This window comes from Bacillus shivajii (assembly GCF_020519665.1).
Classification (GTDB): Bacteria; Bacillota; Bacilli; order Bacillales; family Salisediminibacteriaceae; genus Bacillus_CA; species Bacillus_CA shivajii.
The window spans coordinates 4,039,735-4,065,279 of record NZ_CP084703.1; the positions used below are offsets into that span (position 1 = coordinate 4,039,735).

The 25,545-nt window shown below is 34.0% G+C and carries 26 protein-coding genes; 6 read left to right on the forward strand and 20 right to left on the reverse strand.

All coding sequences use genetic code 11. The features are described 5' to 3' along the window. Nucleotides 1-759: 759 nt before the first annotated feature. The 4 genes from LGQ02_RS19440 to LGQ02_RS19455 all read right to left on the reverse strand — a co-directional run bounded on the left by LGQ02_RS19440 (nucleotide 760) and on the right by LGQ02_RS19455 (nucleotide 3,531). The gene (locus LGQ02_RS19440) at nucleotides 760-921 is read right to left on the reverse strand and encodes a hypothetical protein (protein ID WP_226515934.1); all 162 of its coding nucleotides are present in this window, start codon (nucleotides 919-921) and stop codon (nucleotides 760-762) included. Nucleotides 922-925: 4 nt separating this feature from the next. Next, nucleotides 926-1,405: a hypothetical protein gene (locus LGQ02_RS19445; protein WP_226515935.1), complete on the reverse strand. Its 480-nt coding sequence runs from the start codon at nucleotides 1,403-1,405 to the stop codon at nucleotides 926-928. Nucleotides 1,406-1,469: 64 nt separating this feature from the next. Continuing rightward, the gene (locus tag LGQ02_RS19450; protein WP_226515936.1) at nucleotides 1,470-2,972 is read right to left on the reverse strand and encodes a YifB family Mg chelatase-like AAA ATPase; all 1,503 of its coding nucleotides are present in this window, start codon (nucleotides 2,970-2,972) and stop codon (nucleotides 1,470-1,472) included. Further along, nucleotides 2,953-3,531 (reverse strand): REP-associated tyrosine transposase, encoded by a 579-nt coding sequence (locus LGQ02_RS19455; protein WP_226515937.1) that lies wholly within the window; start codon nucleotides 3,529-3,531, stop codon nucleotides 2,953-2,955. The genes LGQ02_RS19450 and LGQ02_RS19455 overlap by 20 nt, the downstream gene beginning before the upstream one ends. A gap of 177 nt (nucleotides 3,532-3,708) precedes the next feature. On the opposite strand from LGQ02_RS19455, the gene LGQ02_RS19460 reads away from it, so the two are divergent. From LGQ02_RS19460 to LGQ02_RS19485, 6 genes are all read left to right on the forward strand, one after another. Further along, nucleotides 3,709-4,188, forward strand: coding sequence for a hypothetical protein (locus tag LGQ02_RS19460; protein ID WP_226515938.1), 480 nt, complete (start codon nucleotides 3,709-3,711; stop codon nucleotides 4,186-4,188). Then, the gene (gene istB / locus LGQ02_RS19465; protein WP_226514556.1) at nucleotides 4,185-4,934 is read left to right on the forward strand and encodes an IS21-like element helper ATPase IstB; all 750 of its coding nucleotides are present in this window, start codon (nucleotides 4,185-4,187) and stop codon (nucleotides 4,932-4,934) included. The genes LGQ02_RS19460 and istB overlap by 4 nt, the downstream gene beginning before the upstream one ends. Before the next feature lie 359 nt (nucleotides 4,935-5,293). Then, complete coding sequence (locus LGQ02_RS19470) at nucleotides 5,294-5,536, forward strand: helix-turn-helix domain-containing protein (RefSeq protein WP_226515939.1); 243 nt, start codon at nucleotides 5,294-5,296, stop codon at nucleotides 5,534-5,536. Between the two features lie 214 nt (nucleotides 5,537-5,750). Further along, nucleotides 5,751-6,227, forward strand: a complete 477-nt coding sequence (locus LGQ02_RS19475) for a competence protein ComK (RefSeq protein ID WP_226515940.1) — start codon at nucleotides 5,751-5,753, stop codon at nucleotides 6,225-6,227. Between the two features lie 318 nt (nucleotides 6,228-6,545). Beyond that, nucleotides 6,546-7,025: a competence protein ComK gene (locus LGQ02_RS19480; protein ID WP_226515941.1), complete on the forward strand. Its 480-nt coding sequence runs from the start codon at nucleotides 6,546-6,548 to the stop codon at nucleotides 7,023-7,025. Between the two features lie 98 nt (nucleotides 7,026-7,123). Next, nucleotides 7,124-7,330 carry a helix-turn-helix domain-containing protein gene (locus tag LGQ02_RS19485; protein WP_226515942.1) on the forward strand — a complete coding sequence of 69 codons (207 nt, stop codon included), beginning with the start codon at nucleotides 7,124-7,126 and terminating at the stop codon, nucleotides 7,328-7,330. 87 nt (nucleotides 7,331-7,417) lie between these two features. Here LGQ02_RS19485 and LGQ02_RS19490 read toward each other — a convergent pair whose 3' ends face one another. From LGQ02_RS19490 to LGQ02_RS19565, 16 genes are all read right to left on the reverse strand, one after another. Continuing rightward, nucleotides 7,418-7,573 carry a hypothetical protein gene (locus LGQ02_RS19490; RefSeq protein WP_226515943.1) on the reverse strand — a complete coding sequence of 52 codons (156 nt, stop codon included), beginning with the start codon at nucleotides 7,571-7,573 and terminating at the stop codon, nucleotides 7,418-7,420. 26 nt (nucleotides 7,574-7,599) lie between these two features. Continuing rightward, nucleotides 7,600-7,746, reverse strand: a complete 147-nt coding sequence (locus LGQ02_RS19495) for a hypothetical protein (RefSeq protein WP_226515944.1) — start codon at nucleotides 7,744-7,746, stop codon at nucleotides 7,600-7,602. Between the two features lie 65 nt (nucleotides 7,747-7,811). Then, complete coding sequence (wecB, locus tag LGQ02_RS19500; RefSeq protein ID WP_226518382.1) at nucleotides 7,812-8,939, reverse strand: non-hydrolyzing UDP-N-acetylglucosamine 2-epimerase; 1,128 nt, start codon at nucleotides 8,937-8,939, stop codon at nucleotides 7,812-7,814. Nucleotides 8,940-8,984: 45 nt separating this feature from the next. Continuing rightward, nucleotides 8,985-10,265: a nucleotide sugar dehydrogenase gene (locus LGQ02_RS19505; RefSeq protein WP_226515945.1), complete on the reverse strand. Its 1,281-nt coding sequence runs from the start codon at nucleotides 10,263-10,265 to the stop codon at nucleotides 8,985-8,987. Between the two features lie 65 nt (nucleotides 10,266-10,330). Continuing rightward, nucleotides 10,331-11,629 (reverse strand): oligosaccharide flippase family protein, encoded by a 1,299-nt coding sequence (locus tag LGQ02_RS19510; protein ID WP_226515946.1) that lies wholly within the window; start codon nucleotides 11,627-11,629, stop codon nucleotides 10,331-10,333. Nucleotides 11,630-12,378: 749 nt separating this feature from the next. Next, complete coding sequence (gene pseI, locus LGQ02_RS19515; RefSeq protein ID WP_226515947.1) at nucleotides 12,379-13,425, reverse strand: pseudaminic acid synthase; 1,047 nt, start codon at nucleotides 13,423-13,425, stop codon at nucleotides 12,379-12,381. Between the two features lie 20 nt (nucleotides 13,426-13,445). Next, the gene (locus LGQ02_RS19520; RefSeq protein ID WP_226515948.1) at nucleotides 13,446-14,285 is read right to left on the reverse strand and encodes a methionyl-tRNA formyltransferase; all 840 of its coding nucleotides are present in this window, start codon (nucleotides 14,283-14,285) and stop codon (nucleotides 13,446-13,448) included. Nucleotides 14,286-14,287: 2 nt separating this feature from the next. Further along, the gene (gene pseG / locus LGQ02_RS19525) at nucleotides 14,288-15,283 is read right to left on the reverse strand and encodes a UDP-2,4-diacetamido-2,4,6-trideoxy-beta-L-altropyranose hydrolase (protein ID WP_226515949.1); all 996 of its coding nucleotides are present in this window, start codon (nucleotides 15,281-15,283) and stop codon (nucleotides 14,288-14,290) included. Nucleotides 15,284-15,300: 17 nt separating this feature from the next. After that, nucleotides 15,301-16,035: a glycosyltransferase family protein gene (locus LGQ02_RS19530; protein WP_226515950.1), complete on the reverse strand. Its 735-nt coding sequence runs from the start codon at nucleotides 16,033-16,035 to the stop codon at nucleotides 15,301-15,303. Nucleotides 16,036-16,044: 9 nt separating this feature from the next. Next, nucleotides 16,045-17,217 carry a UDP-4-amino-4,6-dideoxy-N-acetyl-beta-L-altrosamine transaminase gene (gene pseC / locus LGQ02_RS19535; protein ID WP_226515951.1) on the reverse strand — a complete coding sequence of 391 codons (1,173 nt, stop codon included), beginning with the start codon at nucleotides 17,215-17,217 and terminating at the stop codon, nucleotides 16,045-16,047. 40 nt (nucleotides 17,218-17,257) lie between these two features. Further along, entirely contained in the window at nucleotides 17,258-18,229 is a 972-nt protein-coding gene (gene pseB, locus LGQ02_RS19540) for a UDP-N-acetylglucosamine 4,6-dehydratase (inverting) (protein ID WP_226515952.1), read from the reverse strand. Between the two features lie 63 nt (nucleotides 18,230-18,292). Continuing rightward, entirely contained in the window at nucleotides 18,293-19,492 is a 1,200-nt protein-coding gene (locus LGQ02_RS19545) for a hypothetical protein (protein ID WP_226515953.1), read from the reverse strand. A 25-nt stretch (nucleotides 19,493-19,517) separates the two neighbouring features. Then, the gene (locus tag LGQ02_RS19550; protein WP_226515954.1) at nucleotides 19,518-21,365 is read right to left on the reverse strand and encodes a hypothetical protein; all 1,848 of its coding nucleotides are present in this window, start codon (nucleotides 21,363-21,365) and stop codon (nucleotides 19,518-19,520) included. A 333-nt stretch (nucleotides 21,366-21,698) separates the two neighbouring features. Further along, a complete protein-coding gene (locus LGQ02_RS19555) occupies nucleotides 21,699-21,944 on the reverse strand; it encodes a hypothetical protein (RefSeq protein ID WP_319003543.1) in 246 nt (81 codons plus the stop codon). A gap of 447 nt (nucleotides 21,945-22,391) precedes the next feature. Then, entirely contained in the window at nucleotides 22,392-24,251 is a 1,860-nt protein-coding gene (locus LGQ02_RS19560; RefSeq protein WP_226515955.1) for a heparinase II/III domain-containing protein, read from the reverse strand. A gap of 23 nt (nucleotides 24,252-24,274) precedes the next feature. Beyond that, nucleotides 24,275-25,516, reverse strand: a complete 1,242-nt coding sequence (locus tag LGQ02_RS19565) for a glycosyltransferase family 4 protein (RefSeq protein WP_226515956.1) — start codon at nucleotides 25,514-25,516, stop codon at nucleotides 24,275-24,277. Nucleotides 25,517-25,545 lie beyond the last annotated feature (29 nt).

Consider the following 25,545-nt stretch of genomic DNA (forward strand, 5'->3'; position numbering starts at 1 on the left):
AATAAAAGTATCATTCATTATGAAGTGTTCCCTTCATTCCCATCCACAAATAAAGGATATACATTTATTAAGAGTACTTTAGCACGTTATAGGAATTTTCGCAATATTTTAAATAAAATATTTTTTGGAAGTGTGGGGACGGTTCGAGACTACTGAAAAAGTGATTATATTTTTGAAGTCGATTATTAATTATAAGAAAATTTGTATAAAGAAGTTGATAAGTGCTGTTTTTAAATAATAAGTAATCGTATATAAAATAAATGTGAAGAGCAAACGGCGCCGACGCCTGCGGGAACAGCACGAGCCGAAAATCACCCAAAATGAACAACGTGAGTTTTGGGAAGTTGAGGCCGTGCCCGCGGCAAGCGTGCGCCGTAGGCGATTCATAACTTTAAAACCATAGTATCTTAAGACTATCAATCATTAGAATGGTTAAATATACAATACTTTTTTGCATAATTGACTTTTTCACTGGTCCCGGACGGTTCCGGTGCTTCTACGTCCCATTGCTTCCTGTACACTTTGTAATCCCCCGGGTGTGAGGGTTAGCCACTGATAAGAAGGCTATCGTTTATGAAAAAAGCAGTTATAAAAAAACTCATTATGAAAAAATTCATAATGAGTTCTCTAAAAAAGTCTTTTGGAAGCAGGAGATCCGTCCCCACGCTTCAAATAGAAAAAACCACTAACACTCCAATTATTGCGGAATGTTAGCGGTTTTATTTACGTGGTGGATAGACAATTAATCCCAGCGCCCTTCTATCTTTCATCATAGGCTTCTTTATATTTACGAAACATCTTACGCGTTTCTTCTTTTTCTTCGTCTGACTTATGACCAATGGCATATCTTCCATTGTCTTTCTTATCAATTTCTGTTGATTGCTTATCAGTGATATTTGATTTTCGTTTAGGTTCGATCATCGTATCACTCTCCTTTGTATAAGTATACTTTAAGTAATTCCATCGAATCAACGGGATGAAACCCCATACGACCAACACCAAACACTTTGGCTCCTAAGTCTTCGTAATATCGAATCATTCGTTCATTCCATTTAATTGAGATAAGAACATAACCTTGAAAACCAATATCGAAGCTTTGTTTACATGCAAAGGCAATAAGAGGAGCTCCTACTTTCAAACCATCTTCTTTTAAATTGTGTGGTGCTGCCTCAAGATACTCCACCAGCACAAAGCCATCCTCATATTCAAAAGACACTAATCCCTCTATGTCATTTGTTCCTTTTATGAGTAATTTGTATACGTGACGTAGTGGGTGACCATATTCCTTCTCCCATTCGAAAAACCACCCTTGCTTAGCAATTGTAGTAACATCCTGAGCACTGATTGGCTTTACAATACCAGGATAAACTTCTTTATTATTCTTTGTATATACACAAAGCAACATTCAAAAACCCTCCTTTAAAGTTAATTATTAGGTATAAGGGAATTTAACGTTTATGCGTATACAGCTAATTTACATAAGTAATCCCCCTCAACTTAACCGCTTCTTCTATCGCTTCGTCTGTGATTTGATCACTCCCGTTTACGTCCGAGATCGTTCGTGCGAGACGAATAAGCTTGATTTGGACACGATTACTCAATCCTTCTTTCGCACATAAGTGTTGGACATTTTGCTGCTGGCTTTCCGATAGAGGTGAGGCACGAATTAACGTTTCAAATGGAACATTTGCATTCCAAGCCTTCGTTCCAAACCTTTCGTATTGTTTCTCTCTTGCTTTCATGACTCTTTTTTGGATCGCTCGAGATGATTCGATATCTTGAAAGTTATGTTCTTTTAAATTAACTGGTCGTAAAGAAAATAAAATGTCGATGCGATCTCGAATTGGCCCAGAGACTCGGTTTTGGTAGCTTTTTATTTGGTTTTCTGTACAGCTGCAATAGTGCTTGTTTGACCCTAAATATCCGCAGGGACATGGATTCATCGCTGCGATAAAAATAAAGTTTGCTGGGTATGTCACGGTTGAATGAACACGACTAATCGTCACTTTTTTGTTTTCTAACGGCTGTCTTAACATATCTAACGTTTTTTTCGTGAATTCGGCGAGTTCATCGAGAAAGAGAACACCATGATGGGCAAGCGATACTTCACCAGGCTTTGGGTTGGTACCGCCACCGATGATGGAAACTGCTGATGCTGAGTGATGCGGTTGACGAAATGGAGGGAGCATAATAGAGTCATAAGGCGCTCCAGCAAGCTGATAGAGGCTTACTTTTTCTAACTGCGCTTCATTTGAAAGCGGTGGGAGGATTGATGGGAACGTTTCTGCTAAGAGACTCTTTCCACAGCCGGGCGGCCCGTCCATCATCACATAATGTCCTCCTGCTGCCGCGATCTCTAGTGCTCGTTTTGCAAACTCGTGTCCAATAATTTGGTTGAAGTCTTTTTCAATCATTGGTTTTTCTTCGACTTTCGATTTCTTTGGGATAAACGGAAAAGGAGATTTTCCATGCAGTTGATCGATGACGTCTTGGAGTGTTGAAATATAAACAAGTTCCAATTCATCAAGATCAATTTGGGGAATGGTTGGATCATAAGGTAAAAACAGTTTCTTCACGTTTAATTTCTTCGCGGCTAAAATGGCAGGGAGCATTCCTTCAACGGGTACAACAGAACCATCGAGCGACAATGCACCAATAAACGCACAATCCGTAGGCAACCGCCTCTTAATAAAATCGCCACTTTTTAAGATCCCTAATGCAATCGCTAAATCAAATAACGGTCCGTTTTTCTTCACTTCAGATGGCGATAAGTTGACGATCACTTTCTTATCAATCAATTGATAACCCATACTATGTAAGGCCGCAGACACCCGCTCCTTCGACTCTTTCACTGAAGCGTCTGGCAAGCCAACGATCACAACAGACTCCATCCCATCCATGACTTGCACTTCGACTTGAACAATGTATCCTTCCAAACCTTTTAAGCCAATACTATTCACTTTGGACGACATGCTTAAATTCCTCCAATATATTTGATTCTTTTCCTTCAACAAATTGCTGGTAATTCAATTTTTGTGGGGGTTGAAAATATGAGAGAGTTCTAGATATAGTAACTAGCGGATTTTCTTGCGATGAAATGTAAGCTCGGTAACTGCTCCATTCATACTCTTCAGGCTTCGTTACCATTTTCGCTTTTTGTGGATTTTGGTGGATGTAACGACTCGTTTCTAAGAAGTATTCATCAGTCTCGATTAACTTGGCCCCATAACGTCCTTGAAACAAGTGACCGGTATAGTTATGTTCCCGATTAAACCAAACAGCATAGCGTGAATGCAGTTCTTTCATAATGTCTTTAATATGGTGATTGATTGTTTCAATTTGCAGGTGAATGTGGTTAGTCATCAAACAGTAGGCGTGTAATTTAAAGGGGTACATTCGTTGGACGTCTTCGAGGATTGCTAAATACGTTTCGTAATCTTCCCTACCTTCAAACAAGTCCGTTCTTCGGTTCCCACGAGCGGTAATGTGGTAGGTTGCCCCCGGATACCAGACTCTAAGTTTTCTAGACATAGCATCACCCTTCCAATGATATGTATTTTTAAAAACTTAGTCTATATTCATAAATATTCTATATCATCTTTCAAAAAATTTCATCAAATTAGCACAAAAAAATTGTGAAATTGCTGGACAATACTTTAACACTTCACCGTCCCGGGGGTCAGGCGCTCATATTATCGAGAAGTAGAGGTGAAGCTTTCAGATCACCTCGTTGAAGTCTTTTTCAATCATATGCGTGTGGCATCACATAAACGATTATACGGGAAGTTTGGACAATCTTCCACCATTCGTGATCACATGCCTGATAATCATAAGTTATACGTGGATCAAACGCCAGAGGCTGCAATGGAATGGGCTGAAACTATCGGAGCATCAACCTTGAGCGTCATACGCTATCTTTTAGATACTTCACAAAATGAAAAACAGGCATTACAGTCCATATTTTCATTGAAAAAGGCTGAGCGCCGTTACACTAAATATGAAATTGAACGTGCATGTAAAATGGTCATTTCTATGACTAAAAGACCAACGGTCAAAAGTATTCAAACGATTTTAAAGAACAATAAAAAAAATGATGCCGAGCAAGAATTGAAACGCCAAACAGATATCAGCAAAAATAATCATGGCTTCACGCGAGGAGCTTCTTACTACGGGGGAACGGGTAAATGATGAATGAACAAACACTAACTAAATTACACGAAATGAAATTAAGCGGAATGGCGGAAGCTTATAAGGAACAATCATCAAATAAAGAATTTCAAAAGATGAGTTTCGAAGAACGTTTTAGTTTACTCGTCGATTTAGAACATTCCCGTCGTAAGAGTAATAAGCTCCAACGCTTGATTAAGACAGCAACTTTTTTGAATTCAAATGCATGTATTGAAGATTTGGAATATCATGAAGATCGAAGACTAGATAAAGATTTGATATTAAAACTGGCCGGCTGCACCTATATCCAAAGCAGTCACAACATCATATTGAAAGGACCTACTGGTTCCGGTAAAACATTTTTGGCAACGGCTTTTGGAGTATCTGCTTGTCGCCAATTTTATAATGTTAAATACATTCGCTTACCGGAATTATTGGATGAACTGTCTCTCGCAAAATTAGCCGCAGACGGCAGCTACCGGAAATTGATCAAAAAATATAAGAAAGTAGATTTACTCATCCTTGATGAATGGTTACTGACAGACCTATCAACGGATGAAGCAGCAATCCTATTAGAAATTACAGAATCTCGTCATAAAGCTGCTTCGACGATTTTCTGTTCACAAATTGACCCTAGTGGATGGCATATAAAGTTAGGGAATGAAACAATTGCGGAAGCAATTCTTGATCGTATTATCCATGACTCCTATCAAATTCTGATAGACGGAGATGTTTCTATGCGTGAGCGTCATGGATTAGGTGGGTAAGTTGAAGATGGCGACTCTAACGAGAAAGGAACTGCGAAAGATAGAAGAATACTATTATTGGAGTGGATACAAAGCCTGGTATCCATTTCCTAAAGAACTAAAAGCAGAGCTTTTGAGTGTCTATGGTGAGGAGCCTTTTCCTCAAACTTGGACGGAGGAGGATATTTGGCAGGGTTCCAGAAAAGTGATCAAGAACTACTTCGATAACAAATCTAACTAATTGAACGTAAAAAAGTCCTACAAGATTATTAAAATGTTAATCTGTAGGGCTTTTTTATTCAATGGTAAACACGTTGGCGTTGTGTGGTAATATCCTTGTCATTCGGTGGTAAAAAACATGGCGAGAGTGGTACATTCTAGTGGCCGTAATCAGTAGAGTCATTCAAAGAAGAAGAAAAGTACTAGGGATTAACCAAGAGGAAGTGGAAAATCGAGTTCCGATGAGCTATAAGTATTTTAGTAAAGTCGAACGAGGCATTAGTAATCCATCTTTTGTGAGTCTCGTAAAAATTGGACAAGCTCTTGAAACAACAGGTACAAAACTATTCCACGAGGCAGAGCAAGAATATTTAGCGATGATTAAAAATGACGAAAAGGAGTAGGAGCCACCCTACTTCTTCCTAAAAACTTCGCGTTACCCACGATTTCTCCAAATCACATTTCATTGATGATTTAAACTTAGCAAAACACATTCACACATAACATGAACACATCATTCTTTTGTATGCGTTCAAGCTCGTTCCCCTATATAGCTCCGCACCAGACCTTCGAAACTTCCACTACTATCTACAGCTAATCCCCGAAAGGAGAATCCACATGACAAAAGTTCTAGAAAACTACGAAATCAATCCAGACACGATGGCCATTCTTCCAGCAAAGGAGGTAGAATACGACACCATTGTGATTGAGAAACATGCCAAGTACTATGTAAAACAAACGCCACTAAAAATGATCAAGCTAGCTTGTCTTGATGGAGGATCGAATTATCAAGGGAGACGAGAGGCTGTTACGCACTTAACAGGAGCCATGCAAAAAATGCCAATCCCGATCAACCCTAACTTAAACATATATGCGTTTCCGACACATTCACCATCCAACATGGACTGCATGTGGCTGTTCTATCAGAACATCCTCCAGTTAAAACCAGCACCACCACATGACACCACGATTACCTTCACAAACAACGAATCCATCACGATCAACTGTTCCTATTACACGATGGAAAAACAACTACATCGAACTTCATATTGTGTCATCCGCTTTTCAAATCAGGCGATGGCAATGACACCGTAAAAAAATATCGTAAAGCATCGTTCAAATAGAAAGAGCAACGAACACACAACACCACATAAAAACAGAACATTCAGTTAATTCCCGTTATAAAAAGTCGCTAACAGGATCTTATATATAACGGAATGTTAGCGGCTATCGTTTGTTAGTTCTTGCTTTTTCTTGTTGATCAATCGGTTGATCATGTGATTAGAATGAGGTCCCCATACCAAGACCGTTCCAATGCTTCATGGAAGCAGTAGTACCGTCCCCTTGCTTCTTCCAACTTGCAAAACGAATACAAGGAAGCACGAGAAACGTCCCCACGAAAGGAGAATTGACATGGCAAAGATTATTCAAGATTATGAGATTAATGAGGAAACAATTGCTTTGATTCCAGCAAAAAGTATTGAGTACGATACGATTGTACTTGAGGAGAATGCTAAGTATTATGTAAAACAAACACCGATCAACATCATTAATAAGGGGTGTTTAGAAGGCGGATCGGATTACAAAGGGCGGCGAAGAGCGGTCACTCATTTAACTGGTACGGTCAATAAAGTGCCGATTCCCATTAACCCTCATTTAAACCTATATGCGTTCCCTACTCATTCTCCGAAACATCGTGAATGCAGTTGGCTGTTCTATCATCATATTCGAAAACTCACACCTGAATCTCCACATGAAACGACTGTAACCTTCACGAATGACGATTCTATTCAAATGAACGTTTCCTATTCGATCTTAGAAAAACAAATTTATAGGACATCCTATTGTGTCATTCGATTTTCAAACCAACCAATGCCTTTAGTAGACCAATAAAAAAATTAGTTTTTCCATGTTTTCACTATTTTCCGTATATAGACGGTGGTTCCTTCTTGTCGTCCAACAGACAATGGTTAAACAAGGAGATTGTTCGTATGGACAAGAAGGAATCTCATAAAAATGTTTTAGGGAATACAATCCGTTACTTTCGAGACCAAAGAGGATATTCACAAGAACAATTAGCCGAATTTTCCAAGTTAAATAGTACGTATATTCGTGATCTTGAACGGGACCTATCAAGTCCTACAGCCTATACTTTAGGGAGAAACTCATCAGGGCTCGGCTTGAATATTTTATCCTAGTAACAGCCCAACACAAAAGAGTGAATATTCAGATATTTAAAGGTATAAAAAATCAATAGCCGCTATTACTCCATTTACAACCGAGTGTTAGCGGCTTTCGTTTGTTAATTCTTGCTTTTTCTTGTTGATGCATTGATTGATCATTTGTTGTATTTCCTCAAGCTTATTGATGTCGCTTACGTCTTGAAGAATATACCTTGCGGTCTTTTTGATTGTTTTAGGATATTCGTTGAAATCTTTCATGTACATCACCTACTTGAGCAAATAAATTACTTCTTAGTTTCCGTTGGATTATGGAGTCCTTCTGCTAACCTTTGTTCGATTAGTTGTAAGACGTTCGTAGCTTGCCAATCAGGTTCTTTATCAGCACGTTGCTTGATTTCGTTCATTAACTTTTTCAGTTCTTCTACTCCCACTATGTTCTTCCCCCTCTAAAAAGAATAACCGGTCAAATACCACTATGGAATTGACCGGCTTGGATTCAATATTTTATTTTAAAATCCGTTGGGCGCTCTTCTAACTTACCAAAATGATAAAGAATTGCATCGACAATTCTTTTTGATGCGTTACCGTCACCATAAGGGTTAGACGCCTTAGACATACTTTCATACGTTTCAGAGTTACGAAGTAAGTCAGTTGTTGTTTGATAGATTGTTTCTTCGTCTGTTCCTACTAATTTGAGCGTTCCTGCCTCAACACCTTCAGGGCGCTCTGTTGTATCACGTAAAACAAGAACTGGCTTTCCAAGGGACGGTGCCTCTTCTTGGATACCTCCAGAGTCTGTCAAAATAATATGAGCTTTTGACGAGAAGTTATGGAAGTCTTTGACTCCTAATGGCTCGATTAAATGGATACGATCATCATCACCAAGAACTCTGTTAGCAATTTCTTTCACGACTGGATTTAAGTGAACAGGGTAAACGACTTGATAACCTGAATTCTCTTCTACAACTCTTTTAACTGTTTGGAAGATATTCTCCATTGGACCGCCTAAGTTCTCACGACGGTGAGAAGTTAAAAGAATCATTTTGTCATTACCAATATCATTAAAGACTGCATGATGATAGTTCTCATCTACCGTTGACTTTAGTGCATCAATCGCTGTGTTCCCTGTCACAAAAATATCTTTACTTTTTTTATTCTCTTTTAATAAGCTTTCTCGAGCTTTATCAGTTGGTGCAAAATGTAGATCAGCCATAACACCTGTTAACTGTCTGTTCATTTCTTCAGGGAACGGTGAATACTTATTCCACGTACGCAACCCTGCTTCAACGTGACCGACAGCAATTTGGTTGTAAAATGCCGCTAGACTTCCGACAAACGTCGTTGTTGTATCTCCGTGAACGAGAACGATATCAGGCTTGACTTCTTTCATAATTCGGTCAAGGCCTTCTAGTGCTCGTGCTGTCACTTCTATTAACGTTTGGCGGTCTTTCATGATATTGAGGTCATGATCAGGTTCAACTTGGAATATTTCAAGCACTTGATCTAGCATTTCACGATGTTGTCCTGTTACAGTAACAATTGATTCGATTTGATCGTGCTTTTCTAACTCTAATACGAGTGGGGACATTTTTATTGCTTCTGGGCGTGTCCCAAAAATTGTCATGACTTTTACTTTCTCCACTTTATTCACAACCTAACTAGACTATGTTTAATTACTACCAACTAATGCCTTATTTAATGAACTGTATAAGTTTCCAAAGTTAATGTATTCTACTTCATTTGGTGATTCTTTGACCACATTCTTTGTGTCGAAAACAACTTTATTATTCATTCCAGCAAAGTATGTTTCGTTAAATTGCTTGAATTCGTTGTGATCAGTAAGGATTAATACTAAATCAGAACCTTTTACCGCTTCTTCCATATCTTTTATAACAAAGTCTTCTTTTACGTGAGGATCATAGGCACGAACCTCTAAGTTACCTTGATTCGTTAACATATGATAGATTTCCATTGCAGGGCTTTCACGAATATCATCTACATTCCCTTTGTAGGTTAAACCAAATACTGTGACAACTTTTCCATCGGCGTTGTTTAGTAAACGGTTGGTGTTGTCAACAACATATTCTGGCATTGAGTTATTAATATTACGAGCCTTTTTGATCATTTGAGCAGACTCAGGTGCTTTCGCAATAATAAAATATGGGTCTACCGCTAAACAATGCCCTCCTACACCAGGTCCTGGTGTATGCAAGTTTACTCTAGGGTGTTTATTGGCCATTTCAATCACATCTAACGCATTAATATCTAATTCATTACATACTTTTGTTAATTCATTAGCGAGTGCAATGTTTACATCTCTAAACGTATTTTCCATGAGCTTCGACATTTCTGCTGTTTTGGCATTCGTTTTAATAATTTCACCTTGTACAAATGTTTCATAAACTTTTGCACCTGCTTCAGTACAAGCTTCAGTAACTCCACCAACAATTCTATTATTGTAAATAAGTTCATGCATAATTTGCCCTGGTAAAACTCTTTCAGGACAATGTACTAAAAAGATATCTTCCCCTATAGTAAGCCCTGCTTCTTCTATAAGTGGTTTCACATGATCATCCATCGTTCTTGGAGCAATAGTAGACTCAACAATAATTGTATTTCCTTTTTCCATGTAAGGAAGTGCAGCTCTTGTAGCACTTAACACATATGTTAAATCACATGACTTGTGCTCGTCCTCTTTATTTGGGGTTGGAACAGCTACAATAAACACATCTGATTTTTCTGGTTCCATTGACGCTTTAAACGTTCCTCCTTCTAATACTTCATTTAATGCATCTTGTAATCCAGGTTCTTCAATGTGAATGGTTCCATTATTTAATGAATCTATTACTTCCGACTTTACATCAACACCAACTACATCAACACCATGTTTAGCAAACATGATCGATGTTGGCAATCCAATATACCCTAAACCTATTGTACATATATTCATGTGTAGGACACCCCTTTACTTTTATAATTTACTTCCTATACCTTCGAGGATATAAAAATTATTAATCAATGTTTATTTTTTCCGTTATGCTTGATTACAGAAAATGTGTTAATCACCGATAATACACAAAGGAACATTTGTGAAAGTACAGTTGCAACTGCAATATAGTAAAAAGCCAAACCAAAATTAAGAAATAACACGCCTAAAATTATGTTCAAACCTAGACTGAGTAATTGTATCTTTATTAAAAAAGACTCCTTGTTTTGCGCTATACTTATTGTATTACTGTACATTGTTACAACATTAAATATTTGCCCTATATAAAGAATTAATATAATTATGATTCCGTCAATGTATTCCACATATAAATTTCTTATAAATATAGAAGAAACGAAAAAGATACAAGTATTAATTACTAATAAAGAAGGAATTAATAAAAAAATGATTTTTTTATATAATATCAAGGCACTTCGGGATGAATCTATGACTGAGAATTTTTTTAATAGCTTGGGATACATTATATAATTAATACCTTGTAATAAAATCATAGTTCCGGCGACTATATTTGTTGCAAATGTATATACTCCTAGTTTTTCTATACCAAAAAAGGAACTGACTATTATTTTGTCAGTGTTTAAAAATAATAAATAATTTAAGTTGTATAATAATAAAGAAATGCCTAATATAAAATGATTATATAAAGCCATTTTACTTTCAGTAAAATGGCTTTTCTTTAGTGGAGAAAGACTTTCTCTAGTTATCTCTTTAGTAGCAAACCTATAAAATAGATTCGACAATAGAACAGCAATTAAGTAAAAGGTTATAATCAAATTTATGTTTATTTTTCCTATAAAAGCTAATATTAATAACAAGTCTATAAACGCGACTAAAAATAGACCTATAGAAATTTTTTTAAACTCTTGAAAAGCCCTTAAGATATTTTCATAAAAAATGTTATATTGTTTTAATATAAGACTTAAATAAACAATAATAATTCCATGGTTAAAAACTGTTTGAATATTTAAAGCAATAATAATAAAAAGTATAAAAAATAGAATATTACTAGAGACTAATATTAATTGGGATCGTCTTATTGTTAATCCTCTTTGTATAAGGTCTGTATGATTAATTGATAGTTGTTTATTTAATGCATAAGTCGACCCCAAAGAAATAAAAACAGAAAATGTTATAAATAACATAAATAAACTATAAATTCCAAAATCCTCTACTGTTAGTACACTGGCTAATAATAAGCCTTTTATAAAAATTGTACCTTGCTTAAAGTATTTAGATATAGATAATACAAATACATCTTTAATAATATCTCTTTTCGTGTCAATTAATCGAGTTACTTTCGATAACATTTTAACACCCTCACTATACACCGAACCCTAAAGATTATTTTAAAACAAAGACTGTAAATAATACCTAAGCCAGTAGAAGAATCAATATATAGTAAGTAAATTTTCTTCTACTAGCTATCCTACTATAGATTAGCATAGTAGGGTTAGATTTGATTATTCACTTTTTTATGAAATTATTCTGGACATTCACTTCCTATTTGAAGACGAGCCGCTTAGCCTCCTCAAGTCAAAACCATGTGTCTCGACAATAATACACTCGACGGAACTACGTATATTGTAGCAATTTCCCATGCTTGAGACCCAAGTGCAGGAGTACTTTAACGGCAAAGGTTTTTGCCAACCTTTACTATTAAACCTTTTGACAAAGAGAAAATTCGAGTCGAATCTAATAGACTCTGGCTCATTGGTTTGTTATAAGCAATAACCAATTCCCCATTCATGCAGTGAACCTGTCTATAGATGTCATTTCGGGACTCTTTCCATAATTCTGAACACCAAACATAGAATTATGGTTGGGTAGTTTAAGTAGTCTTTCGGTACCCTAAGTGGACCTCTTGACGGCAATATTAGACTCTTAGTCATGTGAATTTTAGATTTAAAAGACTCTCTTGTCGTACAACCAACATAAAGGGTTTCTTCCTACTCGAGTTAGTTCCCTAGTCACTTACTTAATTCGACATTTAGAGATGTTCCCATTTTACATGCCTTAGAACCATTGAGCCACGTAAGCTTAGAATTATGAAATACATTTATTTAAACATTTTAAAGGAAACCGGAGTTCCTCTCTTATAATCTTCATTTGCCTTTTTCCCAAGTATATCTTTTATATATTTCGGTGAAAGGCCGTTTCCAGGTCTAATAGATCTAACGTTCTCTTTTGTAAAAATTTCTCCTTCCTTTATATCTTTCACAACAAATAAAGAGCGAGAAAACTGCCTACTTTTTATCTTTTTGTCTGTGAGTTTGTAATCAACACATCCTAATGCTTTCTCTGCATCTCTTACTGAATCTACAAGTTGTTTAAATTCCTCTTTATCAAGGGAAAAACTAGCATCTGGACCACCAATACTCTTATCTAAAATAAAATGTTTTTCAATAACTTTTGCTCCTAAAGCAACTGAGACAATGGGTACTGTCACTCCTAAAGTATGGTCTGATAATCCCACTTCCACATTAAAAGTTTCTTTCAGGTTTTGCATTGTTCTTAGGTTTGCATCTTCAATTTTTGCTGGATATGCAGATGTACACTTTAATAAAATTATCTGATCATTTCCTACTTTTCTACATGCTGTTACAGCATCGTCTATTTCGCTTAGTGTTGCAATTCCAGTTGAAATAATTATTGGTTTCTTCTTTGAAGCAACATATTCTATTAATGGAATATCTGTTATTTCAAATGATGCTATCTTATATGCAGGGACCTCTAAGCTTTCTAACAAATCAACCGCACTATTGTCAAAAGGACTTGAAAAACAAATTATATCAAGTTCCTCAGCATATTCCATCAACTCTCCATGCCATTCCCATGGAGTATAGGCCTCTTTATATAGATCATGCAACGTTCTTCCATCCCATATTGTTCCGCTCTTAATCTTAAAATAATCGTTATTACAATCTATCGTAATCGTATCTGCAGTATATGTCTGTAACTTTATTGCATCAGCACCAGCCTCTTTAGCTGCTTTGATTGTATCCTTAGCAACATTTATATCATGACCATGATTTGCCGAAAGTTCTGCAATTATAAAAGTTGGGCTCTTTTTATCAATTTTAAAATCACCTATATTAATTGACATTTCTTTTCCTCCTGTCATAATTAAATGACTTTATAGTCAACAATCTTCAGTATATTATTCTTACATTTCACGTAATATTCCCCGTTCACATTATTAATGACTCCTATAGGCATATCATGTGCTATCGATTCTTCTACTATTAATTGATTAATGATAATCTTATTTCCATCCTTTAAAAAATAATAAGCACCTGGATATGGCTTTGCCTGAGCTCTTACAAAATTAATTACTTCATTCGCATTCTTGTAAAAGTCAATATACCCCATATCAGGTGTTCTCTTACCAAAAAAACTAGCTTCCTGTTCTTTTTGTTTAATAAGTGGCTTATTATCTGCTAGTTTTTTCAATGAGTTTATTAACAACTCCGGATACAACTCTTCGTACTTCTTCAGTAAACTGTAACCTGTATCGTCACTTTTAATTCTTACAGGAATTTGCTCAATGATATCTCCAGTATCTACAGTTTCTTCTATAATGTGGGAAGTTATTCCACTAAAGTCTTCTCCGTTAATAATACTCCAAACATGGGGGGTTCTCCCTCTATACTTCGGCAACAATGAACCATGAATGTTCAATGCATATTTTGGTAATTTAAAAATCTCTTTTGGAAGAATATATCTATAATTTACACTTATCAAATAATCAATATGTTCTTGAGAGATCGCTTCTTTTATATCATTCATATACTTTCTTGCATCTTTATAGGAGAATTTAATATTATGTTTTTTCGCGAAGGTATCTACACTTTCATTATCTAATTCCTTATGAGTGAGTATAAAAGATATAGCATATCCTTCAGCAATTAGCCTTTGTACACAATCTTTTCCCAATTTCCCAAATCCACAAAAGAGTATACTCATAGTTATCTCACCCCTTTATCATCAACCAGTTTGTCAATAAGTCGTCTCCTACCTAATCCATCGATTATCTCATTATAGCTATGGATTATTTGAGTTCTTTTATCGGCATTTAACAACTTATTGAACTCATCTTCTAATTCATGTAATAAGTTTATATTCTTATAGTCCAGTATTTTTTTTACCAAATTATACTCTTTTAATCCAGCAACATTATTATTCTGATTATCTATAATCTTTATTGGAATAAAAGGTGTTTGTGTCGCTAATAATTCATAAATAGTCTGTCCTGCAGCCGTTATAGCAAAATCAGACTTAAGCATTATAGATTTCATTTCCCTAGCTGTAGCATTCTCATAAAAGTTGACATTCTTTGAGGAAAAACTTTTTATTTCTTTAACATTATTAAACGCATTTCCAATTACTACATTGAAAGTAATTTCTGAGTTGTCATTGCAAAGTTTATTTAGGATACTTGGAGTTAAATTGTGTATGTCAGACCCACCTAGTGTTATTAGTACTTCTTTTACTTGCCAGTTAATATTCTCTCTTTTAACTTGGATGAAAGGGCTTCTCAAAATAATATATTTAGGTCCAAGTAAATAGCAGTTCATATCACTTATAGGATACTTAACTGCTTTAGTACTAAGAGATGGGTTAACTACAATACCTTTTGGATATTCAATCCTTCCAATGTCATCAATAAATAGAGTTTTTCTGGCACGATTTGAAATAACTCGATATAAATCTTCACTAGCCAAGTAAGAGTCTACAATGCAATAGTCGCTCTGTTTAATATAGTTTGTTAAAAATTCCTTTGACAACCAATTAAATATTTTGTACTGCTTATCTTTTATTATTTCAAATTGAGGCGTGTCGCTATTAACAATGAATTCAACTTCAATTCCTCTGTCCGCCAATTCATCATATAAAGAGGTACACCTTGAGATATGTCCTAAACCTATTTGACTACCGCCTTCTGTAAAGATCAACGCCCTCATACTTTTCATCCTTATGATTATTTGAGTTTCTTTTGTTCAATATGTGCATTGAAAGTAAAAAGTTTAGGTTCTTGCTTGAATATCTCTATAATATCTTGAAGATAAAAATCATGTGTTCCTTTATATAGTCTATTATAAATTTCATTTATTAATTCGAAATCCTCTTCTGTATCTAATGTCCACCGATACATAGAATAATTAACATCATTCTTTAAGTAATGTATTTCATTACTGTTTTCATAAATGTAGGGAGTGACATGTTCTCTATGATACTTTTCTCTTCCATTATTAAATGCATCTTCTAATACTTCAAAAGAAAATACTTCTGTGTCCAATCCTCTAGGAAATGTTCTTTGACTTAGATCGGATCCAGCATTTGTTACAATGTCATATTTTTCTTCTAAATAGAAATTAAGAATTTCATCTATTACATTTGCATCAATTACAGGACAATCAGAAGTAATTCTTACAACAATATCAATATTGTTTTCTTTTGCTGCTAAATAGTAACGACTGAGAACGTCTTCTTCACTTCCCCTATATACCTTAGCACCACATTTAATTGCTTCATTTTCAATAATAGTATCTCTTTCTTTTACAGTTGTAGCAATAATAATCTCATCTATTAAATTAGATTGATTAACTCTTTCTATCACATGTGATAGTACGGTTCTCCCTTTTATATCTTTCATTACTTTTCCTGAAAGTCTTGTTGACCCCATTCTAGCTTGTATAATAGCTGCAATTTTCATGTAATTGCCCTACTTTCGATAATTATTTATTACTTTATTTACAGCTGCTATTACATCCATAACATCTTCTTCTGTCATAGCAGGGAAAAGTGGTAATGTAATGATTTCCTCATACAATTTTTCTGAATTTGGACATATACCACGTTGATAACCCAATTGTGTATAGTATGGCAGAAGGTGAACAGGAATATAATGTACGTTAACACCAATATTTTCATTAAGTAAAGCCTCGAAGATTTCTTTTCTATCCCCCAAAAGCTTATCTAAATTTAAACGTATAATATATAAATGCCAGCTTGATGATCCATACTGTTCCTGATATGGTATTTGAACTTCCTTTAACTCTTTAAAAGCCTTATTGTATATCGACACATACTTCTTTCTTAAGTCAACAAACTTATCAATCTTCTTCAATTGACTAGTACCAAGAGCAGCTTGAATATCGGTCATTCGATAATTAAAACCTAAGAACTGCATTTCATAATACCAAGGTCCATGATTTTCAATCAACTTATCAGATTCTCTAGTAATTCCATGGGATCTAAATTGTAATAATTTTTGATAAAACTCTTCATTATTAGTTGTTATGACCCCGCCTTCTCCTGAAGTAATATGTTTTACAGGGTGAAAACTGAACATTGTCATACCACTTAATGAACCTATTTTTTTCTCTTTATAAGTCGCACCCAAAGCATGTGCAGCATCCTCGATTACCACGAGATTATAATTTTTAGCAAGTTGGTGAATTTCATCTATAGCAACTGGTTGTCCTGTGAAATGTACAGGAATAATTGCTTTGGTATTCTCGTTAATTAACTCTTTAACTTTTTTGGGGTCAATATTATAAGTTTTGGGATCTATATCAGCAAAGACCGGCTTGCCACCTTGATAAAGAACACAATTAGAACTAGCGGCAAAGGTCATCGGTGTTGTAATAACTTCATCTCCTTCACCAATACCTGCTGCAAAGCAAGCACCGTGAAGGGCAGCTGTTCCATTCGAAAATGCAACAGCATATTGAGCTCCCACGTAAGAAGCAACAGCTTGTTCAAACTCTACTACTGCCGGTCCTGTTGTTAAATAGTCGCCTTTTAATACATTTACCACTGATTGAATATCATCTTCATCAATCCACTGACGCCCATATGGTAAGTAACTGTCTCTGATTGTTTTAGTATCCATATTAAACTTCCTTTCCATATTAAATAGAGGAAAATAGTGATTACTCTTTTACTAATTGCCTAAGTTCATCAACAGTTAACCAATGGTCATTTACATCACTTATATAGGTGAAGCCTTCAGGTAATGGTTTACCACCGTTTGAATACTCTTCCCTCCACCAAGGAAATTCTGGTTGGATAACATAATAAGTGTCATACTCTAAAGTTTGGCGTGCATCATCTTCATTAATCATTGCTTCATGTAATTTTTCTCCAGGGCGAATTCCAACTATTTTTATTTCACATTCTGGAGCAATTGCTTCTGCTAAATCCGTAACCTTCATGCTCGGAATCTTTGGTATGAAGATTTCTCCGCCTTTCATTCTCTGAAGATTGTCAATCACAAATTGAACACCTTGGTCTAACGTAATCCAAAAACGTGTCATTCGTTCATCTGTAATAGGAATCTGTATTTCTCCTTGAGCCTTAAGTTTTTTAAAGAATGGTACTACACTTCCACGACTTCCTACTACGTTTCCATAACGAACTACAGAAAACCTTGTTTCTTTATTCCCAGCATATGAATTACCAGCAACAAATAATTTATCTGATGCTAACTTAGTTGCTCCATATAAGTTAATTGGACTTGCCGCCTTATCAGTACTTAAAGCTATTACTTTTTCAACACCACGATCTATAGCAGCCTCAATTATATTCTGTGCACCATGAATGTTAGTCTTTACAGCTTCAAATGGGTTGTATTCGCAAGCTCCAACATGCTTTAACGCCGCCGCATGAATGACAATATCCACTCCATCAAAAGCCCTATATAGACGATCTTTATCGCGCACATCTCCAATAAAAAAACGAATTCGAGGGTCAGTATATTTTTGAGCCATTTCATATTGCTTTAATTCATCTCGGCTAAAAACAATTACTTTTTTCACGTCCTGTTCTAATACCTTAGAAATGAATTTTTTACCAAAAGAACCAGTTCCACCTGTTATTAGTATTGTTTTACCATTAATATTCATTTAGTTCTCTCCTTAGCTATAAAATTTTTTATGATAACTAGTCATTTCAAGCAATTAACCTATCTAACTCCTTTTAATATTAGCTGTTAAAATACCTAGAGCCATAATGAATAAATAGTCCAAGTATATTGTATACGCAGTAAATGAATTAATCAGCCCTGCAATTAAATAGAAGAGTAGAATAGTATTTTCAATCGATAGTTTTTTTCTTTGTAACCTTCGGTAATTAATAATAATTATACTTAAAATATACCCATAAATGATAAGTGTATAAATAGGTCCATATCTTGTGAAGATTGCTATTGGTGTAAAGTGAACATTTTTGTGTGCTTCTCGAATAAGGGTACCATCACTACTAAAATATTCATAAGTGTATCCTGCTCCCATTCCAGTAATTAATAAAACAGGATTGTCTATCAAAGGTTTCATAGCATATATCACTTCTCTAACTCTTGCATCGCTTTCTATCCTATTGTACTCAGATAGCGGGTTTACAAACATCGTTTTGTAAAGAAGGGGCTGTATACGTTCTGGAAATTGATTAAACTTATCTGGGCTAAGTGTAAAGAAAATTATACTGGCGAAGATCATAGTAACCGAAATCACCATTAAGGCTCTTACAATTGGTTTCATATTCGCATTACCAAACCCCACTATTAATAAAACAGATAGGACGCCTAGCAATACACCTCTTTTACTAGCTATTATAAGTAAAATAAGTACAATTATAAATTTCAGGTATTGTTTGTTAAACAGATATACTATTAGTGGAAAAACAAAAAAAATAGATGTTCCTCCTACGCTGAATACATTAAATCCTATAAAAGGGGCAACCCAATAACTGATTGTCGAAATGACTAAACCAATAAACATCCAATTTGCAAATTTAATCTGTAGTTCTTTATCAAAATTAATGTTCTGACTTCGCATATAAACTATAAGCATTACAAAAAATAGTGCATTGTAGGTATCAGCAACTAAGTCCCTATACGAGTCATTTATTAAAAATCCAAACAAAAAGTAAATTAATGGAAAAAATAATAGGATTATTTCAACTACAGTAAACCTCACCTTATTTAATTTTGTCATGAAAAATAATACCATCACTAAAGAAATTAACAGACTAGAATATACAGCTAAAAAAGATGTATTATAAATGGCAGTAGCTCTAAGAATAGATAAAATCTGGAATGCGATAAAGTGAAGGAATAATAGGTGTAAAAATATTGTAGCACCCTTGTCCTGTTTAATACTTGTAGTCATATACAACGCCCTTTATTTAAGTAAGCTATTCTCTTATTGTACTATTAGATTTAAAATTCATAATATAGTCATAAACTCTAGATGCTGCATCACCTTGATAGTCTCCTAGCTTATACTTGAGATACTTTTTCCTATTTATAAAATATTTTCCATTAAGCACTCTTAGGTTTTTCAGTTGATTTTCAAGTTCTTGTTTACTAAATACCTTAGTAGTTACATCGTCTTGGATAAAATCAAATTTTATTTTGTGCTTTTTTTGATAGTTAATACTAATAGCTGGAGTACCAATAAATATTGCTTGCATTAAAGTTCCTGAATGAATAGACAAGACTAAATCACTATTTGAAATTAACGTAGAACTATCTACTTCATCAGTTATAATTTCAAGTTTTTGATAGTAATCCTTGTATTTCATAAAAGTTTTTTTGTCTTTCTCTCTAGGATGGAGCTTGACCTTAATATCGAAATTGAACTCATTCTTTTTAATAATTTCTATTATATCTTCTATTATTTTGAAATAGTCTACTTTAAAATCATCTGGTTGTGTAAATATAGAGATTACCTTAAAGTCATTCTTATGTTTTGAAGTGTTAAAATAATCATCATAAGAAATTGGTCCAACATAAGCAAATTCTTCGTCTGATTTTAAAGAATTTAATTTATTGGCAATTTCATTGGACATCATAAACATTACATTATTCCATGAAATTTTAGGTAATAAACGGTCACTAATAGAAACATGCTGAATCCCTACTGAAGGAACTTTCCTCTGTCTAGCCCACTTTGTTTGAAGTGCAGAGTGATACCCGTGAGTCTCATTGTTTATTAATACTACAAGATCTTTTTGCATTGTATCATCGAATTTATTTAATAAGTGATTGAAAACCAAAGTATCAAACCAATATACTGTAAGTTCTTTCATAAGTTTGCTACAATCTAAACTAATTTTATTATCAAAAATGTAGAAATCTCTATTTTGACGTTTTTTGATTCTTTTCTTTATATAATAAATTTTTTTGTTTATTTTAAATAATTTAGAAAAGGTAAGTAATTGATAAAGGTTGTAATTGTTTACCTTGTGTTTTAAAAATTCTTTATGAATTTTATTATTTGAATAATTTTCGAAAGAAAGATATATAGGTGTCATTTCCTTTCTTTTTTCAATCTCCCTATAAATTGGAACTAGAGGGCTAATTTGTATTGGACTTCGCACAACAAAGATTCCATACTTTAATAAACTATCTTTAAAAGTAACCTTAGTTTCTCTCATGGCCTCTAGTACTTTTCTTATTATAAAGATACTTTTCCCTATAGAAATAGCATTCAACTTTATAAACGATAATGTTTTCAAGTAAATAGATGGAGTTTTATTTTTCCATAAAATATCATATTTCGATTTGAACGAATGGTAAATAAAGTTATTCAAAAACCAGTTTCTTTTATATAAAAATCTAAAAGGACGCTCTCCCTCTGCTAATGTTAAAGCTAAAAACTGCTCGCTATCGGAACCGCCGTATATAACTAAACAATTAATATGATATTCCTTTAGATATTTTTCAAGCTGATTAACCATATTTACTATCATACAAATCATATTATATATTTTATTAACTAGTAATTCCGGTGAATAGCTGTAATTGTTTTCCGATATATAATCAATATCTTTAACTATTTCATTAGTTAACTCAATTTTTTTCTCCGATTCCGTTTCAATAAACAAATCCAAAAAAATTATATCATTAAAATCCATTTCCATTAATTCATTATATAACGAGCGATCTGTGACAAAGATTTTTGAATTATCCTCAAGTTTATCGAGGATTAATTTTATTTTTTTAGTGAATTTATTGTCATGGATTATATACCCCTTCATATAACCACCTCAAAGTCGATTCTCATAGCTTATACACCCTATCTACACTTATAATATTTTTCGGATCAAGAATAAGTTTGTATTTAATATTATCCTAACTATTCTTAATATGATCATGTCCAACCATAACAACAAGTATTTCTACTCATTTAAAAAGTCTTCAAAATTTTGCTCGTCTATTCGCCCTAAACCACATTCTCTTTATACGATAATCCATAAGACAAACTTTGGAGACATCTATAATCCTATGCTCTCTCATAATTCCTCCAATACGTCCTAGTACACGTCTTAGCATAGAGTCATTAATTCTTCTTGTTGTTAAGATAAGGTTTGTTAAGTATGGATAATCTCCAAGTAAGAAGCCGGGATCAATAGAAATGCAACGACCTCCAACACTTGACCCTGGTTGTAACATATTAATTCATGGATGCGTATTAGCAGTTCTAATAATCTCATAACATTCATATTATCAGTACAACATATTTGCGCTAATTCATTTGCAAATGCAAAATTAATATCTCTATAAGTGTTCTCTACAACCTTATAAATTTCTGCTGAACTTATATCTGTAACTGCGATTCTGCTTTACAGAAATTAAAATAAACCCTTTAATCTTTTCTTCAATTCCAACATTATCTGACCAATAGTTCTTGGGTTATTTTCAAATTCATAAATTATATTACACGGGATAATCCTTTCAGGTGCACGCATTAAATGGATATCATCACCGCTCATAAAGCCTATTTAGGATCAAGCTTTTTACTTTCCTTAATATAAGGTGTTGGAACTGCCAAAATATAAGTGTGTTTCTCTTGCTTTCCAGTTGAAAACTTAATTCCATTTAAATGGCTTCTTAAAATAAGTCCTGTAATCCCTCTTCTTCAAAAGTAAGCTTGTCAATACCAACTACCTTGATTTCACTTTTGACTAACATGAGAACCCTTGGTAAGCCTATATATCAGAGCCCAATTATATTTATCAAAAGTTCCGTTCATTCCGACTAATTTTGTATAAAGTACCTATTTGTTATTTTAACTCTATATTAAAATTCATACTGTATTGCTTTTCTTCTATACTTCCTTTAACAGTCACACAGTTTATTTCCTCTTTATTTAAATAATATAAACTCCTATAAGCTTCTTGGACCCTCACCAAACCATCTGTTTGTATACTACACATAAGTTGACCTTTATTATAAAGGTCAAACCCTGTCTTAGTCACTTTAACATCACAAGGTGTATGAAAATAAAAATCACACTCTTCTACATCTCCAACCACGACATCATTAACCGAGTATCCCATTTCGTTTTTTTGAATCTTTCTGGTATGTTCATAACCTTTCTGTGAAACCATTGTTCCACTAAAATGCGAGGAGTTATAATCAATGTTTTTTGCCCTACTCCAGTCAAGCACCAAAAATGCCCCTTTTTTTGTCATTTGCTCCTTTCCATCAACCTTTACTGTATTATGAGCAGAAGTAAATGCTAGTTTTTTCCCCTCTGGATCTGCATATGAATAACTGCCAGCATCACAAAAAACATTTATACCTTTATGCCATAGGTCAATATGGAGTTGATCCATATGTGTCGGCCTCGTTTTATTATCTTTTAAAATTGTCATTAAAAAGCTATTATCATTATACCTCAACGTATAAAGTCCTGCTTCAGGGTAACTGAAAGTCTTTCTCTTTATTTCTACCTGTGATATTTCACAAATATCTTTGATATTTGTAAACCATAAGATCTCTTCGTCATATAGCCCTTTATCATATATTCTTTGGTTATCAATGAGTGAATTTATTGTATTAATCACTGGCCGAAAATCACGGTAATTGCAATTTGTAACTGGAAAGATTAAAGCACCGTCATTAGATCCGCGGTTTGGAACATCACCATTTTCACTTTGAATTTGATATAGCTGTTGAGCACTTTTATAAACAAGCGATTGACTCTCCTTTGAAAGGTTTTTCCCTGTTGCATCTCCAAGTGCCATAACACATTCCATAATTTGTAAAGCGAAACGCTGATAGTTTACTGAGTTTTGAATATAACCACCATCGTATGAAAACTGGAATTTTATCTCTTTCTCTAGAAGCTTATAAGCTCTATTTAAAGATTTACTATCCACAGCACACCAGCTTCCTATTATTAAACCAGTGATTTCAGATAAAGTATGGTTGTTTTTAATACAATTTTTTGCATAAAAGAAGTTCGACAACACTTTCTTATAACTTCCTTCTACAAGTTTTTTTAAGTTTCTAACATCTCCACTATTTGGTAAGCCATATTGGGAAAATACAGAGTAATTCATCAACGCTGCTATCATTCGAAGTGTAGCTTCCTGACCACATTTATAATGAGGTCCATAAGGATAGGGGTTCTGCTTTACCCAGCTTTCTAACTGGCTAGAAAACGCATAGTAATATTTTTCATCCTTCGTTAACATAAAAGCTCTTGAAAGATAGAAAAAATGAGTAAACCTTGAGGCTTCCCATATTGCTTTAATATCTCCTCGGTTAGGATCAAAGTCTGGGATTTGAAACCATTTTCTTTGTACATCTACCCTCGCCTTAGTCATCGGATGATAGTTCCACTGAATTGGTGAACCATAATCTAGTTCAACAGAAGAAAATCCCTTAATCTTACCATTAATTGAATTATCTGCTATAGTAATGATTTTTTCTTTTTCTCCAGAATCAATATTCTTTAAAAAAGCTTCAATTGCATCGATATTTATTTCAAAGATATCAATTCTTTTAACGTCAACACTTTTCTCAAAAAGGCGCTCTGAAATAGGAAAACGTTTTAGCATATTTAACTTTGTTGAGTATAAAAAGCGGTTAAATACCCACTTTACTCCATAATCTTTTACTAATGATTTAATCATATGAACCTCTACTTTACTATCTATTATTTTACAATTAACTTTTCAAACTTATCGCTTATAACTTTAACAGTGTGATTCTTCTCAACAAAATCTCTTCCGTTCTTTCCGTAGATTTTAGACATGTCACTGTAGTTTTCATACATATTAAGAACATTATTAGTTAATAACTCAGGATTACCTTGCTCAATCGTAACTCCTGCATTAGCTTTTGTGATTAGGCTCCCCCTAACATTTGAAGCAAAAATAATCGGTTTTGCTGAAGCCATATAATCATAAAATTTATTTTTACTAATTCCGTATTTAAATGCCTTCCTATCCATAAGGCCACAGAAAAGTATTTTTGACTTTTTCAAAATTAATGGGATATTAGACCTTGGTTGTTTATCAATTATTAAAATATTATTTAAATTATATTGCTTTTGTAACGTTAATAACTTTTCTTTCTCTGATCCGCCACCAACTATTACAATCTTAATATTTTCATAACCTTCTAGCTGTTTTGCAGCAAAAATTAAGGTTTCTAAACCTTCACTTTTAGATAAAGCTCCTGTATACGTTACACAGAAATAATTATCGAGGGCCTCATTTAGTTCAGCAGGAAGTACTTCACTACTGTGATTGGTGTTTTCATCAAATTTATTAATATCTATACCATGAGGGATGTAATGAACTTTATCTTCATTTGTGCCAAACTTTTCATCCATATACTCGTATGCAAATGGTGCTGTTGTAACAATTTCATCTGCAATTTTGTAATACTTTTTCTCTAATGATTCAAAAAATGAGAAAATAACCTTCCTCTTTAAACCAGAAAGGTCTTCATACATGCTTAAAGGCCATAAATCTCTTACTTCTACAATAAATTTAGCGTTATACTTCTTACTTAGCTTATAACCAGAAATCCATGCAAACGGGTGTACAGAAGAAGCAATAATAACTGTCGGTTTCTCGCTAAATTTACTGTAAGATGCAGTCAAAATTTTATAGTGATAGTAATTCAACAAACGAGTAACGGTATTTTTATAACCTGGCTTAGTTTTAAACCTGACAAATTTCAAATTATCATTGAAAAAAATTTCATTTTCTTTCTCATTTAAAAGGTATTTTTGTTTCCCATTATCGTACGATGATGCTAAAACAGTAACTTTGTGTCCCCGAGCACTTAAACTTTGCGCTAAATCAAAATGTCTTCCACCACCACCTGTGTCTGGAGCATGTGCATGGTGGTTCAAAATTATAACATTATGCTTTTTGTAATCATCCATTAATTTTCTTCACCGCCTATAGCTTCCAA

What these genes read in the sequence shown, in the direction of transcription:
- LGQ02_RS19445 (WP_226515935.1), bottom strand. Translation starts at nt 1,405, where the DNA reads ATGTTGCTTTGTGTATATACAAAGAATAATAAAGAAGTTTATCCTGGT.
- LGQ02_RS19450 (WP_226515936.1), bottom strand. Translation starts at nt 2,972, where the DNA reads ATGTCGTCCAAAGTGAATAGTATTGGCTTAAAAGGTTTGGAAGGATAC.
- LGQ02_RS19475 (WP_226515940.1), top strand. Translation starts at nt 5,751, where the DNA reads ATGACAAAAGTTCTAGAAAACTACGAAATCAATCCAGACACGATGGCC.
- LGQ02_RS19480 (WP_226515941.1), top strand. Translation starts at nt 6,546, where the DNA reads ATGGCAAAGATTATTCAAGATTATGAGATTAATGAGGAAACAATTGCT.
- LGQ02_RS19560 (WP_226515955.1), bottom strand. Translation starts at nt 24,251, where the DNA reads ATGATTAAATCATTAGTAAAAGATTATGGAGTAAAGTGGGTATTTAAC.
- LGQ02_RS19545 (WP_226515953.1), bottom strand. Translation starts at nt 19,492, where the DNA reads ATGACTACAAGTATTAAACAGGACAAGGGTGCTACAATATTTTTACAC.
- LGQ02_RS19520 (WP_226515948.1), bottom strand. Translation starts at nt 14,285, where the DNA reads ATGAGTATACTCTTTTGTGGATTTGGGAAATTGGGAAAAGATTGTGTA.
- pseC (WP_226515951.1), bottom strand. Translation starts at nt 17,217, where the DNA reads ATGGATACTAAAACAATCAGAGACAGTTACTTACCATATGGGCGTCAG.
- wecB (WP_226518382.1), bottom strand. Translation starts at nt 8,939, where the DNA reads ATGACAATTTTTGGGACACGCCCAGAAGCAATAAAAATGTCCCCACTC.
- pseB (WP_226515952.1), bottom strand. Translation starts at nt 18,229, where the DNA reads ATGAATATTAATGGTAAAACAATACTAATAACAGGTGGAACTGGTTCT.
- pseG (WP_226515949.1), bottom strand. Translation starts at nt 15,283, where the DNA reads ATGAGGGCGTTGATCTTTACAGAAGGCGGTAGTCAAATAGGTTTAGGA.
- LGQ02_RS19550 (WP_226515954.1), bottom strand. Translation starts at nt 21,365, where the DNA reads ATGAAGGGGTATATAATCCATGACAATAAATTCACTAAAAAAATAAAA.
- LGQ02_RS19565 (WP_226515956.1), bottom strand. Translation starts at nt 25,516, where the DNA reads ATGGATGATTACAAAAAGCATAATGTTATAATTTTGAACCACCATGCA.
- LGQ02_RS19485 (WP_226515942.1), top strand. Translation starts at nt 7,124, where the DNA reads ATGGACAAGAAGGAATCTCATAAAAATGTTTTAGGGAATACAATCCGT.
- LGQ02_RS19530 (WP_226515950.1), bottom strand. Translation starts at nt 16,035, where the DNA reads ATGAAAATTGCAGCTATTATACAAGCTAGAATGGGGTCAACAAGACTT.
- LGQ02_RS19490 (WP_226515943.1), bottom strand. Translation starts at nt 7,573, where the DNA reads ATGAAAGATTTCAACGAATATCCTAAAACAATCAAAAAGACCGCAAGG.
- LGQ02_RS19505 (WP_226515945.1), bottom strand. Translation starts at nt 10,265, where the DNA reads ATGAATATATGTACAATAGGTTTAGGGTATATTGGATTGCCAACATCG.
- LGQ02_RS19455 (WP_226515937.1), bottom strand. Translation starts at nt 3,531, where the DNA reads ATGTCTAGAAAACTTAGAGTCTGGTATCCGGGGGCAACCTACCACATT.
- istB (WP_226514556.1), top strand. Translation starts at nt 4,185, where the DNA reads ATGATGAATGAACAAACACTAACTAAATTACACGAAATGAAATTAAGC.
- pseI (WP_226515947.1), bottom strand. Translation starts at nt 13,425, where the DNA reads ATGTCAATTAATATAGGTGATTTTAAAATTGATAAAAAGAGCCCAACT.
- LGQ02_RS19440 (WP_226515934.1), bottom strand. Translation starts at nt 921, where the DNA reads ATGATCGAACCTAAACGAAAATCAAATATCACTGATAAGCAATCAACA.
- LGQ02_RS19510 (WP_226515946.1), bottom strand. Translation starts at nt 11,629, where the DNA reads ATGTTATCGAAAGTAACTCGATTAATTGACACGAAAAGAGATATTATT.